At 50.2% G+C, this 13,451-nt stretch carries 13 protein-coding genes; 7 read left to right on the plus strand and 6 right to left on the minus strand.

From position 1 onward, the window contains the following. Positions 1–18: 18 nt before the first annotated feature. Positions 19–741 (plus strand): dihydromonapterin reductase, encoded by a 723-nt coding sequence (gene folM / locus OGV98_RS09855; RefSeq protein WP_016150208.1) that lies wholly within the window; start codon positions 19–21, stop codon positions 739–741. Here folM and OGV98_RS09860 read toward each other — a convergent pair. After that, the gene (locus OGV98_RS09860; protein ID WP_044712364.1) at positions 738–1,073 is read right to left on the minus strand and encodes a GlpM family protein; all 336 of its coding nucleotides are present in this window, start codon (positions 1,071–1,073) and stop codon (positions 738–740) included. The two genes, folM and OGV98_RS09860, sit on opposite strands and share 4 nt — an antisense overlap. A 118-nt stretch (positions 1,074–1,191) precedes the next feature. Here OGV98_RS09860 and rstA point away from each other — a divergent pair, with 118 nt between their 5' ends. Continuing rightward, complete coding sequence (gene rstA, locus OGV98_RS09865) at positions 1,192–1,935, plus strand: two-component system response regulator RstA (protein ID WP_170926231.1); 744 nt, start codon at positions 1,192–1,194, stop codon at positions 1,933–1,935. A 246-nt stretch (positions 1,936–2,181) separates the two neighbouring features. Next, positions 2,182–3,522 carry an L-cystine transporter gene (locus OGV98_RS09870; protein WP_202580471.1) on the plus strand — a complete coding sequence of 447 codons (1,341 nt, stop codon included), beginning with the start codon at positions 2,182–2,184 and terminating at the stop codon, positions 3,520–3,522. Between the two features lie 52 nt (positions 3,523–3,574). Here OGV98_RS09870 and OGV98_RS09875 read toward each other — a convergent pair whose 3' ends face one another. Then, complete coding sequence (locus OGV98_RS09875) at positions 3,575–4,603, minus strand: HoxN/HupN/NixA family nickel/cobalt transporter (protein ID WP_061549078.1); 1,029 nt, start codon at positions 4,601–4,603, stop codon at positions 3,575–3,577. Between the two features lie 115 nt (positions 4,604–4,718). Then, a complete protein-coding gene (locus OGV98_RS09880) occupies positions 4,719–5,561 on the minus strand; it encodes an aminoglycoside phosphotransferase family protein (RefSeq protein WP_202580472.1) in 843 nt (280 codons plus the stop codon). Between the two features lie 190 nt (positions 5,562–5,751). Here OGV98_RS09880 and OGV98_RS09885 point away from each other — a divergent pair, with 190 nt between their 5' ends. Then, positions 5,752–6,543 carry an MBL fold metallo-hydrolase gene (locus tag OGV98_RS09885; RefSeq protein ID WP_003028958.1) on the plus strand — a complete coding sequence of 264 codons (792 nt, stop codon included), beginning with the start codon at positions 5,752–5,754 and terminating at the stop codon, positions 6,541–6,543. Between the two features lie 26 nt (positions 6,544–6,569). Here OGV98_RS09885 and OGV98_RS09890 read toward each other — a convergent pair whose 3' ends face one another. Then, a complete protein-coding gene (locus OGV98_RS09890; RefSeq protein ID WP_003836397.1) occupies positions 6,570–6,914 on the minus strand; it encodes a DUF1294 domain-containing protein in 345 nt (114 codons plus the stop codon). A 234-nt stretch (positions 6,915–7,148) separates the two neighbouring features. Here OGV98_RS09890 and OGV98_RS09895 point away from each other — a divergent pair, with 234 nt between their 5' ends. The 3 genes from OGV98_RS09895 to tus all read left to right on the plus strand — a co-directional run bounded on the left by OGV98_RS09895 (position 7,149) and on the right by tus (position 10,200). Next, a complete protein-coding gene (locus OGV98_RS09895; protein WP_210943578.1) occupies positions 7,149–7,667 on the plus strand; it encodes a hypothetical protein in 519 nt (172 codons plus the stop codon). Positions 7,668–7,895: 228 nt separating this feature from the next. After that, entirely contained in the window at positions 7,896–9,197 is a 1,302-nt protein-coding gene (rstB, locus tag OGV98_RS09900) for a two-component system sensor histidine kinase RstB (RefSeq protein ID WP_048241640.1), read from the plus strand. Positions 9,198–9,270: 73 nt separating this feature from the next. Continuing rightward, positions 9,271–10,200: a DNA replication terminus site-binding protein gene (gene tus / locus OGV98_RS09905; protein ID WP_044699878.1), complete on the plus strand. Its 930-nt coding sequence runs from the start codon at positions 9,271–9,273 to the stop codon at positions 10,198–10,200. Here tus and fumC read toward each other — a convergent pair. Both fumC and fumB read right to left on the minus strand, forming a co-directional pair. After that, a complete protein-coding gene (gene fumC / locus OGV98_RS09910; RefSeq protein ID WP_003028966.1) occupies positions 10,197–11,600 on the minus strand; it encodes a class II fumarate hydratase in 1,404 nt (467 codons plus the stop codon). The genes tus and fumC overlap by 4 nt on opposite strands. A gap of 141 nt (positions 11,601–11,741) precedes the next feature. Further along, entirely contained in the window at positions 11,742–13,388 is a 1,647-nt protein-coding gene (gene fumB / locus OGV98_RS09915) for a class I fumarate hydratase (RefSeq protein WP_044699883.1), read from the minus strand. Between the last annotated feature and the right edge of the window lie 63 nt (positions 13,389–13,451).

Below are 13,451 nucleotides of genomic sequence, written 5' to 3' on the forward strand. Positions count from 1 at the left end.
CGACATATGGAGATTACGATGGGTAAAAAAAACCCTTTGCCAATTCTTATCACCGGAGGTGGTCGTCGTATCGGCCTCGCCGTCGCATGGCACTTTCTGAACCAAAAACAGCCAGTTATCGTCAGCTACCGTACGCACTATCCTGCCATTGACGGCCTGCGAGAAGCGGGCGCGATTTGTATCCCTGCTGACTTTTCCACGGATGAAGGCGTGCTGGCCTTTGCTGATGAGGTCAAAGCTCAGACGGATGGCTTGCGTGCTATTGTGCATAATGCCAGTGCCTGGCTTGCAGAAAAGCCTGGTACACCGCTGACCGATGTGCTGTCAGCCATGATGCAGATTCATGTCAATACGCCCTACCTGCTCAACCATGCACTGGAAGGGTTGCTACGCGGTCATGGACACGCGGCCAGCGATATAATCCATTTTACTGATTATGTTGTGGAGCGCGGCAGCGACAAGCACATTGCTTATGCTGCCAGCAAAGCGGCGCTGGATAATATGACCCGCTCGTTCGCGCGCAAACTGGCACCGGAAGTGAAAGTGAACGCGATTGCCCCTTCACTTATCCTGTTTAACGAGGGTGATGATGCAGAGTATCGCCAGCAGGCACTGAACAAATCACTGATGAAAACCGCACCAGGTGAAAAAGAGGTCATTGATTTAATTGACTATCTGTTAACCAGCTGTTTTGTCACCGGACGTAGTTTTGCCCTTGATGGCGGGCGTCATCTGCGTTAGTGCAGTTTGATCCAACAAAAGATCAGCAACCACGCGCTCAGGCCCCAGCACACCACTGATCCGCCGAGCGCAACGGGTAAGCGCATAAATCCGGTGAAATACCACAGTGAAACGAGGTAAACAAAATAGGGAATAATCGACCACATGCTGAATATGATGGTTGTACGTAACGCCTCGACACCACGCTCACTGGCTACGATATAGTGGGCAATCAACGCAAACGTCGGGAACAACGGAATTAATCCGGCAATATAGTAATTCTTTGTTTTCGCCAGCAAGCCAATCAACACCACCACCAGCGCACCGAGCGCCGCTTTTATAACGAGTCCCATCACTCTGCCTTAACACATCAATAACATCAGCCCCTAGCATAACGGAAGCGTTCTTGTTTAGAAAAGATTAATGGAAGGAAAAATCAGGGCGGTGTATGTTGGCGTTTTATATTCAAAAATTAATGATATGAACACCATCGTATTTGTTGAAGATGATCCCGAAGTTGGCTCACTGATTGCAGCCTATTTGGCCCGGCATGATATTGAGGTCATCCTTGAACCTCGGGGTGATTTGGCCGAGGAGAAAATCCTGCACGTTCAACCCGATCTGGTGTTATTAGATATCATGCTGCCGGGCAAAGACGGGATGACTATCTGCCGAGATTTACGCGGACGCTGGCAAGGCCCGATTGTCCTGCTCACCTCGCTGGACAGCGACATGAATCATATCCTGGCACTGGAAATGGGCGCCTGTGACTATATTCTGAAAACCACACCGCCAGCGGTGCTGCTGGCTCGCCTGCGTCTGCACCTGCGTCAGAATGAGCACTCTACCCAGTCTAAAGGCATTCAATCGGCGACCATCACACCGCACACAACGCTGCGCTTCGGCACACTCACTATCGACCCAACCAACCGCTCCGTGCTGCTCGGCGGCGAGCAAGTTTCTCTTTCCACCGCTGATTTTGAATTACTGTGGGAGTTGGCAACCCATGCCGGGCAGATTATGGACCGCGATGCGTTGCTTAAGAACCTACGTGGCGTAAGCTATGACGGCATGGATCGCAGCGTAGATGTCGCGATTTCCCGGTTACGCAAAAAACTGCTCGATAACGCGACTGAACCTTATCGAATCAAAACAGTGCGCAACAAAGGTTATCTCTTTGCACCCCACGCCTGGGACGACGAGCCACAGAAGTAATGCCATCGGGCCGATCTCATTGATCGGCTGGATTATTCACAATACGTTACACTGTCACTTAAAATCGTCTACAGAACAGGCATACAAACGCCATCCGACGCCGTTCCACACTTTTTGTGTGGCTGTTACCCTCCCCCCTCCCTATAATCCGTCGCGGTCCTGAACCCTTATGGTTCATCGGTTTTTTTCGCACTAACAAAACTCTTTCCGGCATTTCAGGTGCTGAATGAGGCAAGAGGCTACAATATGTTCGTTTCGCTCGCGTATATCGCGTTCTTTTTGGTTTGTTCATGGGCAATTTTCAGAATCAACCAAAAAAGTCACTCTCTTTCAAAAAGCGTCTTCATCGCTATTTTTACGGGTGCCCTTATCGGTTTATCCCTGCATCTCATTGCTGCTGACGAAAGAAAAACAGTTATCGACTGGTACAATGTTATCGGCAACGGCTATGTGAATTTACTGAAGCTGGTTGCGGTACCGCTGATTTTCATCTCTATTCTCTCAGCCATTAATAAGCTCGAAAACAGCGCTGGCATTGGGAAAATGTCGTTAACCATCGTCGGATGCATGCTCTGTCTGGTAATGGTTGCCGGTTTTATTGGGCTGTTGACTGCGCATGTATTAGGCCTGGACGCCAGCGCGTTTGTTCATATGCAGTCCACGCTGACGGCAGACGATGTAAATAAAACAGCCGCCATTTCACTGCCTAAACTGGTTACATCTCTGATCCCCACGAATATCTTCCTCGATCTAACAGGGGCCAGAAGCGTTTCCGTCATTGGCATTGTTATCTTCACCCTACTTGCCGGCATGGCATTATTAAAGGTCAAACAGGACGCCCCGCAAGAAGGTGAAAAATTAAGTGCTGGCATTAACGCTATCCAGATTTGGGTGATGAAAATGGTGCGTATCGTTATTGCTCTCACCCCTTATGGTGTGATGGCATTAATGGCAGGCGTATTTTCCGCGTATCGATTTGAACAATTTGCCAGTCTGTTAGGCTTTATTGCTGCCTGTTACCTTGCGATTCTGATGATGTTTATCGTCCACGCACTGATACTGGTTCTGAGCGGTAATAATCCCGTTCACTATTTTAAAACTGTCTGGCCAGTTTTAACCTTTGCATTTGTTTCACGCAGCAGTGCAGCATCTATTCCACTGGCTATTTCCGCACAAGAAAAATTTGGCGTGCAAAACACCATTGCCAATATTGCGGCTTCATTCGGCTCCAGCATGGGTCAAAATGGCTGTGCCGGGATCTATCCGGCTATTATGGTGGCGATGATTGCTCCAACAATTGGGATTGATCCGCTATCAGTACATTTTTTGCTCGCCATGCTACCTGCGATTGCGCTGGGTTCTATTGGGGTGGCGGGTGTAGGCGGTGGCGGAACATTTGCTGCGCTGATCGCCCTTTCAACACTGAACTTCCCGGTCGCGCTGGTGGGGATTTTCATTGCTATCGAGCCTGTCGTCGATATGGCCAGAACGGCATTAAACGTGAACGGTTCGATGATGTCTGGCGTGCTGGCTAACAGGCTCCTGAAAAAGAGTGCTGAAAAACCACAACCCGTGAACGCGAATTAGTCAGTCCTAAAAAGATCAAAGCCTTCCTGTTGCTGGAAGGCTTTCTTTTGTGTCAACTAAACGTCAGCCCGTCGTATTTTTTCCAACGGTAATTTACGGCAGAGATAATCCAGCAGCCGATAAAGACGCCAATAATCGCAAAACCGACATTCCCCATATGGTCACTTAAATTGCTGACGGTATCCCACAAACCACCCTGGAGCGAAAACGCGTCAGAGAGAAGCCCCAGCGCCTCCAGTCCGCCAATAAATAGCGCTACAATCACGGAAGTCCCGGTAATGGTCATATTGTAATAGAGCTTGCGTTGCGGCTTATTGAACGCCCATCCGTAGGCCTCAACCATCAGAATACTGTCGAGACAATCAATTAACGCCATACCGCAGGTAAACAGCGCCGGGAACACGAGAATTGACCAAACCGACATGCCACTGGACGCGCTTGAAGCAGAAATTCCCAGCAAAGAAATTTCAGTGGCGGTATCAAAACCCAGACCAAAAAGAAAACCGACAAAATACATATGCCAGTCTTTGCCTACCAACCGAAACGCTGAGCGGAAAAGCCAGTTCAGAGGACCTGAAACTGTAATGTCTTCCGTGGTGCCATCGTAAGTACCGGTGCGTTTAAGATGGCGGAATGCCTTCCAGACCTGGCAGAAAATAATGAGATTAATGGTAGCCAGAATCAGCAAAAACGCGGCAGAAACCGAAGTTCCTATCAGACCGCCGACATTCTGAAACCATGCCATATGTTGCTTAAACACGCTGGTGGTCAGTGCAATGCCAATGCTTGCCAGTACCACAATGGTGGAGTGCCCCAAAGAAAACCAGGCTCCCGTCGTCAGGGCGCGTTTTTTCTGCTGCATGAGTTTACGTGTAGCGCTGTCTATCGCGGCGATATGATCGGCATCGACAGCATGGCGTAAACCGTAGCACCACGCAATCAGACTCAGTGCAAGCAATGACGTGTTGTTGCTAAACGAGGTGAAAGCCCACAGCCACGCCACGATGTTTGCCCCGATGAGTAAGACCATCAACAAAAGAATATTCGGGCGTTTTTTAAATAATGAAAACAATGCGTTCATTGTTTCCCGCCAATTAAATTTGAGCTAAACAACACACCACCACTCACTGATTAATTAATATAACGTTGATCAGGCTAATGATAACTCTTAAGAATTACTAACCCAGTGTCGTAGATCAAAGTTGATTATCACCTGAAGCAAGTTCCGCCATCGCTAGCTCCGCGATACGCAGAGGTACCGTTGCGCTGTCCCCCTCTTGCAGAAACCAGACGGACGACAACCCACACCAGGCAACAATCCACATCAGCAAACGTTGCCGTTCAATTCTTGCGATTTCAGACACAATGTTGACTCGTTGTGTGAATGTTTCCGGCTCAATGGCAACAGGTCTGGTGGGTTCGGCAAGATCAGGGTTAGTAAAAATATTGGCGTAATCAAAGCCACGCTCGCCTAGCAGCCCTTTGGGATCGATAGCAAGCCATCCTCTCGTTCCGAAATCAAGAATATTGCCGTGGTGTAGGTCACCGTGTAATACGACTTCATTATGGGGTGAAGATAGCAGTACATTTGCCACCGCTGCACAACGCGTCAGGATACCGCCATGCTTTTTCGCGGCGGGAGCCAGGTCGCTAAACCAATGGTGCAGAGGTGTTAACGCTGGCGTAGACGCGTTCCGGGAGAAATGGAGTCTACTGGCAGCATGGCAAATAATGCGACAAGCCTGCGCATCGTTACCAGTCCAGGACATGTCCGCTAAAGACCCTGTCCCTGTCGCACGTTCCAGCAGAATCGTCCCTGCTGCATGAGCAAGTACTTTCGCTGCGCCATTTCCGTTCCACCAGACCATGAGTTCACAGCCGATCCGTTCACTGTTATCGTCAGTGATTTTAAGTATGGCTTTCTGACCGTCCCTGATGACCACTACAGGCAAAAGCTGTGATGTGTGCGTTTCAACCGGTTCACCATCTGGAGTGAGTCCCCAACGGTTGAGCCAGGTGTTGAACAGGCGATTTTCCAAACAATATCCTCATTTTTCTCTGGAAGATGGTAACCAAAAGGATCCGTGTCGGCATTATTCCTGTTTTCTTTTGGTTGAGCTACAACCTCCCACATCCGTCATCACTGACTTAACGGGTAGAGCACTAACAGGCACATCCTTGTGTATCTGTGTGCCATGCTGACTGTGTTCGGTAAATAAGGAGGACACGATGATCACGTTATGCAAAACCTGTGGAACATCCTATGAGGTAACTGGTGCCCATCCGGAACAGTGCGATATCTGCCAGGATGAACGCCAGTATGTCCCTGCGAGCGGACAGGAATGGGTCGATTTTACCGCCCTGTGTGCATCGCATACAAATAAGTGGAAGCAACACGACAGTACTCTCCTCAGCATCCGCACCGTTCCTGATTTTGCAATTGATCAGCGCGCGTTTATTCTGCGTACCTCTGAAGGCAATATTTTATGGGACTGCATTGCCTCGCTCGACGATGCCACAAAAACGCTAATAACGTCCCTTGGCGGGCTTAAGGCTATCGCGATATCGCATCCTCATTACTACACCACCATGCAGGACTGGGCTGCAGAATTTAACGCGCCTATTTACCTTCATGCCAGCGACAGAAGGTGGGTAATGCGCGACAGCCCGTGGATTAGATTCTGGGATGGCGACACCATTGAGTTAACCCGTGACGTCACGGTGATACGTCTCGGCGGACACTTTGCTGGAGGCTGCGTCCTGCACTGGGCGCGTGACGAAGGCGTGGTGCTTTCCGGCGACATCGTCCAGGTTACGCCAGGTGCGCATGCCGTCTCCTTTATGTGGAGCTACCCTAATATGCTACCGTTGCCAGCTGCAACGGTCAGCAACATTACCCAGAGACTGAGTACAGTGAAATTTAAGCAACTTTACGGCGCATTTGCAGGAAAAGATATTACGCAAAATGCCGATGAAATTGTGCGGCGTTCAGGTGAAAAGTATATTTCCTGCCTCAGATAAACCGGCAGTTTATTCACCAACCAGACTCAGGAAGGTAAAAATGGATAGAACTGATAAACCACGCCCATCACAGAAATACTCACTATCACACTGATAATGAAGTAGGTTTTGAAAGGCTGCTTTTGTGTTTTATGGCGAAAGATTTGTTGACCCGCTATCGCGCCACCCCATCCGCCCACAACGCCAAACACCAGCAATGTGGATTCCGGCACTCTACGCCAGTCCTTGCGTGCCGCCATTTTGTCCACGCCGTATAACAGCAACGTCAGTATGTTGGCGAGTAGAAACCATATGACAAGAGGGTGAGCGGTGAAAATGCAGCCGATCGCTGCAAAAATGAGTAGCAAATAACAACAGCGATTGAGGTTCATATTTTCAGTCACAGCACTTTTCAGGAAATTTCGTCACCCATTATACGCAAGGTCAGTCATCCCTGCCATGGGTGAGAATACCCCTTTTATTATTATGCCTACATCCCCAGAAATAGCGGAAATTCTCTGGTCTGCGGCGTACCTAACAATTCAAACAAGAGAATCATTTTCATTATTCAGAACAAATGGTAATTTATTAAATCCAAATGGAGAAATTGTTCTGGAGTCGCAGGGATGAGAAAATACTCATATCCATATTTGTTTTTTGTCACCGTATTATCTCTCGGCGCAATTTTTCTTTTTTACTGGTGGAAGGTAACGATATACAGAGCAACTTTTCTCTATCCGCTCACATCAAAATACCTCATGCTTATTTCTCTGGCAGTGTCATTTTTAATCACCCTATTTCTGGTAGGTAATGGGATAATGAAAAAAAGTCCCTTCCAAACTTATCTGAAATTATTTGGTAGCATCAGCATTGCTATGGTGCTGTTTTCAGTGATCACAGTTATGGTGATAACCTGGTTCATTCCAGGTGTCCCCTCGTCCTATACCGCTCCATACACCTACTCTACAGGAAGTTCTAAAAGCTGTTCGGGGGCTGATGTTGACGATCCGGATCTCGGGACTAACATCAGAATTTGCTATCCCGAAGGTAACTACGAATATAACAACACAATCTACGTTGAGAAACGCAGTAACCTTTTAGGTGCGGTCGTAACATACGCCAGAACAACCCCATCCCGATTTTGATTAACTTGCCGCGTACAAAGCAATGCGTTATCAAGCGAAAGGTCATTTCGCCCCCGTAGGGGCCATAAGAATGCAGAAAAGAGTTATACAGTGTACTCTGCCTGGATAAACACGCCAGATGGTGATCAGATAACCTTTCTGCTCCCACGCATCGGCGGATATTGCTGTGCCCCTTTTCCCCTGAGGGACACGAGAACTCGCTAACTTATTGAGCGTTCGGTGATTTTTATGAAGAAACTGTTTGTGCAGTTTTACCTCCTGCTGTTTGTCTGCTTTTTGGTGATGACCCTGTTGGTCGGCCTGGTATACAAATTCACCGCAGAACGCGCAGGCAGACAGTCGCTCGACGATTTGATGAAAAGCTCGTTGTACCTGATGCGCAGTGAACTACGCGAAATCCCGCCACGCGATTGGGGTAAGACGCTGAAGGAGATGGACTTAAACCTCTCATTTGACCTGCGTGTTGAACCGCTGAATAAGTACACACTAGATGCCCCAACCATGCAGCGTTTGCGCGAAGGCGATATTGTGGCACTTGACGATCAATACACCTTTATTCAACGCATTCCTCGCAGCCATTATGTGCTGGCCGTCGGCCCGGTTCCTTACCTCTATTTTCTTCATCAAATGCGCCTGCTGGATATCGCGCTGATGGCGTTTATTGCTATCTCACTGGCCTTCCCGGTACTGATCTGGATGCGTCCACACTGGCAAGAAATGCTAAGACTCGAATCCGCCGCACAACGTTTTGGTGAAGGACATCTGAGTGAACGCCTTCATTTTGACAACGGTTCCAGCTTTGAGCGCCTGGGCGTAGCGTTTAACCAAATGGCCGACAATATCAATGCGCTGATCGCCAGTAAAAAACAGCTCATCGATGGTATTGCCCATGAGCTTCGTACTCCGCTGGTACGTTTACGTTACCGGCTGGAAATGAGTGATAACCTCACCGGGCAGGAATCTCAGGCGCTTAATCGTGATATCGGCCAACTGGAAGCGTTGATCGAAGAGTTACTGACCTACGCCCGCCTGGATCGCCCGCAAAATGAACTGAAGCTCAGCGTACCTGACCTGCCTGTTTGGTTGACAACCCATCTGGAGGATGTGCAAAGCGTGAATCCTGGCCGTGCGGTGCACTTACGTCATCTCGAAACTGGCGACTACGGCGCGTTGGATATGCGCCTGATGGAGCGGGTCCTGGATAATTTGCTGAACAATGCCCTGCGCTATTGCCAGTCTACAGTGCAAGCCAGTCTGCTGTTGAACGGCAATCAAGCCACGCTGGTAGTGGAAGACGACGGTCCCGGTATTGCACCAGACGCTCGTGAACAGGTTTTTGAACCGTTTGTACGCCTTGACCCCAGCCGTGACCGGGCAACCGGGGGTTGTGGGCTTGGGTTAGCCATCGTCCACTCAATTGCTTTGGCTATGGGGGGGACGGTCGTCTGTGATGAAAGTGAACTTGGCGGCGCCCGGTTTACTTTCCGTTGGCCCGTCTGGCATAACATTCCCGAAATCTCAGCTGCCTGACCTTTTCTGCTCGGTGGTCAGGCGGCGGAGGTTGTGCTATAAAAAAGTATGTTGTAACTAAAATGGTAAACCTATGGCCCGTTACGATCTTGTTGACCGCCTGAACGGCACCTTTCGCCAGATGGAACAAGAACTGGCACTTTTGAACGAAAACCTGTTGCAGCAGACGCTGCTGATTGCGCGCGTATTCTCGTTACCGGAAGTGGTTAAAGAGGCAGAGCATGCCCCTCTGCAGAGCATTAATGTTAAGCAGCATTTAGGCAAAGAGGCTGAAGCGCTGGCACTGCTCCATTACCGTCACCTGTTTATTCAGCAGCAGTCCGAAAACCGCAGCAGCAAAGCGGCCGTCCGCCTACCGGGTGTATTGTGCTATCAGGTTGATAACGCGGCGCAATGTACTCTGGAAGAACAAATCCAGCGTATAAACCAGTTGAAAACCACCTTCGAGCGCATTGTTACAGTGGAATCAGGGCTGGCGCCGGCAGCACGTTTCGAATGGGTGCATCGTCATCTGCCGGGGCTGATTACTCTGAATGCCTATCGCACGCTAACCGTAGTCCGCGATCCTGCCACCCTACGATTTGGCTGGGCTAATAAGCACATCATTAAAAACCTGAAACGCGATGAAGTACTGCAGCAACTGGAAAAAAGCCTGACGTCACCGCGCAGCGTACATCCCTGGACACGTGAAGAATGGCAGGCGAAGCTTGAACGCGAATATCAGGATATCGCCGCCTTACCGCAGCAGGCCCGCCTGAAGATCAAAAGGCCGGTAAAAGTGCAGCCTATAGCCCGTGTCTGGTACAAAGGAGAGCAAAAACAGGTGCAATATGCCTGCCCGACGCCGCTGATTGCTTTGCTTAATAACGACAACGGTATGACCGTACCGGATATCGGCGAGTTACTTAATTACGATGCCGAAAACGTTCAGCATCGTTTTAAACCTCAGGCGCAGCCGTTGAGATTGATTATTCCCCGGCTGCACCTGTACGTTGCGGATTAACTGCCTGGCCGCATGCTGCCAACCATCAGCTCCGGGCGTACCCAGCTGTCGAACTCCGCTTCGGTTAGATATCCCAGCGCCAGAGCGGAGGCTTTTAAGGTCAACCCTTCTTTATGGGCTTTTTTGGCAATTTCAGCCGCTTTATCGTAACCGATATGGGTATTGAGCGCGGTCACCAGCATTAGCGACTCGTTGAGCAGTTGATCGATTCGTTCACGATTAGGCTCAATCCCCGTCGCGCAATGTTCATTGAAGCTTTCCATACCGTCCGCCAGCAGGCGTACCGATTGCAGGAAGTTGTGGATGACCATTGGTCGATAAACGTTGAGCTCAAAGTTACCTGACGCCCCGCCCATGTTGATGGCAACATCGTTGCCCATCACCTGGCAGCAAAGCATAGTCAGCGCTTCACACTGGGTTGGATTGACCTTGCCCGGCATGATCGAGCTGCCCGGTTCGTTTTCCGGAATTGAAATTTCGCCAATACCACACCGGGGACCGGATGCCAGCCAGCGTACATCGTTGGCGATTTTCATCAGCGACGCTGCCAGTCCTTTTAGCGCGCCGTGAGCATGAACCAGGGCATCGCAGGTGGCGAGCGCTTCAAATTTATTCGGTGCGGTAACGAACGGCGCACAGGTGATGACCCGCAGTTCATCCGCAACCCGGCGGGCGTATTCGGGATGAGTGTTCAGTCCGGTACCTACCGCGGTTCCCCCCAACGCCAGCTCTGCCACGTGCGGTAAGCTGTTTTCAATGTGTCTGAGGTTATGTTCTAGCATTGCTACCCAGCCGGAAATCTCCTGGCCAAGCGTAAGTGGAGTTGCATCTTGCAGATGTGTACGACCAATTTTAACGATATCGGCGAAAGCGTGGGACTTATCACTGAGCGTTTTGGTCAACACATTTAATTGAGGGATCAGTGATTTACGCAGCGCCAGCAGTGCGGCAACGTGCATTGCGGTCGGGAAGACATCGTTCGAGCTTTGGCTTTTATTGACATCATCGTTGGGGTGTACTTTTCGCTCCATCCCCCGCACGCCGCCCAGCAACTCGCTGGCCCGGTTTGCCAACACCTCGTTCATGTTCATATTGCTTTGCGTGCCGGACCCAGTTTGCCAGATGGCCAGCGGGAACTCATCGCGGTGTTTATCTGCCAACACCTCATCTGCAGCCTGCATAATAGCCCTGGCTTTATCCTCAGCCAGCAGCCCAAGATCCTGGTTAACCTTTGCTGCGGCGCGTTTCGTCAGCGCCAGCGCATGGATCAACGAGACCGGCATTTTCTCCGTAGAGATACGAAAATGTTCCAGTGAACGTTGGGTTTGCGCGCCCCAAAGCTTATCGGCAGGAACATCAATCGCCCCCATTGAATCATTCTCGCGGCGTACCGTTACCATTACCTGCTCCTTACATTAACAATTGATTAGGTTATGTTTCGACATTGCCCACTTGCGTTGGTCTTATGAGTATTAACGAGGATAAAACTGTCGTTTGGTGGTTCGTGCGGTAAAAAAAACCGCCCCGAAGGGCGGTTGACGTTACTTAACGCAGCGTGCGCACTGCGACGTCTGAATTTGCTGGAAGAAATCATTGCCTTTGTCATCCACCAGGATAAACGCCGGGAAATCTTCCACTTCAATTTTCCAGATGGCTTCCATCCCGAGTTCCGGGTATTCCACGCACTCCAGACTCTTGATACTGCCCTGGGCCAGCACCGCGGCAGGGCCGCCAATACTGCCTAAATAGAAGCCGCCATGTTTATGGCAAGCATCGGTCACCTGCTGGCTACGGTTGCCTTTCGCCAACATAATCATGCTCCCGCCTGCAGACTGAAGCTGGTCAACATACGAGTCCATACGTCCGGCCGTGGTTGGGCCAAGCGAACCCGAAGCGTAACCTTCCGGTGTTTTTGCCGGACCGGCGTAATAGATCGGGTGATCTTTAACATACTGCGGCAAACTTTCACCGTTATCCAGACGTTCTTTCAGTTTCGCATGCGCAATATCTCGGCCAACGATGATTGTACCGTTGAGTGACAAACGCGTAGAGACCGGATACTGCGACAGCTGAGCCAGGATCTCTTTCATCGGACGATTGAGGTCAACGCGTACCGCTTCGCCCTCTCCCGCCTGACGCAACTCTTCTGGAATGTACTTACCGGGATTATGTTCCAGTTTTTCGATCCAGATACCTTCACGGTTGATTTTGGCTTTGATATTACGGTCAGCAGAACAAGAGACGCCCATACCAACCGGACACGACGCGCCGTGACGCGGCAGGCGGATCACGCGGATATCATGCGCGAAGTACTTCCCGCCAAACTGCGCGCCCAGCCCCAAATTCTGCGCTTCAATCAGCAGCTCTTTTTCCAGCTCCACATCACGGAATGCCTGCCCATGTTCGTTACCTTCGGTCGGCAGCTCATCGTAGTATTTAGCCGAAGCCAGTTTCACCGTTTTCAGCGTAGCTTCCGCTGACGTTCCGCCGATCACAAACGCAATGTGATACGGCGGACAAGCCGCAGTACCCAGCGTACGCATCTTTTCAACCAGGTAATTTTTTAATTTGCCCGGCGTGAGCAGTGCTTTGGTTTCCTGGTACAGATAGGTTTTGTTCGCCGAACCGCCACCTTTGGCAATACACAGGAATTTGTATTCATCGCCGTCGACGGTATACAAATCAATCTGTGCTGGCAGGTTGGTGCCGGTGTTCACCTCTTTATACATATCCAGCGCTGCGTTTTGTGAATAGCGCAGGTTGTCTTCGATGTAGGTGTTATAGACGCCTCGAGCCAGCGCCTCCTCATCGCCACCACCGGTCCAGACACGCTGACCTTTTTTACCCACGATAATTGCGGTTCCGGTGTCCTGACAGGTCGGCAAAATGCCTTTTGCCGCGATGTCAGAGTTACGCAGAAATTGCAGGGCCACATACTTGTCGTTTTCGCTGGCCTCCGGGTCGCGCAGAATATCGGCTACCTGCTGTTGATGTGCGGGACGCAGCATAAACGACGCATCATGAAAGGCCTGACGAGCTAGCAGGGTTAAAGCTTGTGGCGCGACTTTAACAATCTCCTGCCCTTCAAATTCGGCAACAGAGACATAGTCGCTGGTCAGCAGATAGTATTCGGTATCATCCTTTTTGAGGGGGAAAGGATGCTGATAATGAAAGGGTTTGTTTGACATTGTGCTCTCACTTACTGCTCGGTCTGGTTATTCTCTGGGCAGATGTTCCGTTGCCCTGCTTCC

Source organism: Citrobacter sp. Cf136 (genome assembly GCF_030333815.1).
Lineage (GTDB): Bacteria > Pseudomonadota > Gammaproteobacteria > Enterobacterales > Enterobacteriaceae > Citrobacter > Citrobacter freundii.

Excerpts from the sequence above, each read along its gene's own strand:
- folM (WP_016150208.1), top strand. The coding sequence starts at position 19 with ATGGGTAAAAAAAACCCTTTGCCAATTCTTATCACCGGAGGTGGTCGT.
- OGV98_RS09860 (WP_044712364.1), bottom strand. The coding sequence starts at position 1,073 with ATGGGACTCGTTATAAAAGCGGCGCTCGGTGCGCTGGTGGTGGTGTTG.
- OGV98_RS09870 (WP_202580471.1), top strand. The coding sequence starts at position 2,182 with ATGTTCGTTTCGCTCGCGTATATCGCGTTCTTTTTGGTTTGTTCATGG.
- OGV98_RS09875 (WP_061549078.1), bottom strand. The coding sequence starts at position 4,603 with ATGAACGCATTGTTTTCATTATTTAAAAAACGCCCGAATATTCTTTTG.
- OGV98_RS09885 (WP_003028958.1), top strand. The coding sequence starts at position 5,752 with ATGATCACGTTATGCAAAACCTGTGGAACATCCTATGAGGTAACTGGT.
- OGV98_RS09890 (WP_003836397.1), bottom strand. The coding sequence starts at position 6,914 with ATGAACCTCAATCGCTGTTGTTATTTGCTACTCATTTTTGCAGCGATC.
- OGV98_RS09895 (WP_210943578.1), top strand. The coding sequence starts at position 7,149 with ATGAGAAAATACTCATATCCATATTTGTTTTTTGTCACCGTATTATCT.
- rstB (WP_048241640.1), top strand. The coding sequence starts at position 7,896 with ATGAAGAAACTGTTTGTGCAGTTTTACCTCCTGCTGTTTGTCTGCTTT.
- tus (WP_044699878.1), top strand. The coding sequence starts at position 9,271 with ATGGCCCGTTACGATCTTGTTGACCGCCTGAACGGCACCTTTCGCCAG.
- fumC (WP_003028966.1), bottom strand. The coding sequence starts at position 11,600 with ATGGTAACGGTACGCCGCGAGAATGATTCAATGGGGGCGATTGATGTT.
- fumB (WP_044699883.1), bottom strand. The coding sequence starts at position 13,388 with ATGTCAAACAAACCCTTTCATTATCAGCATCCTTTCCCCCTCAAAAAG.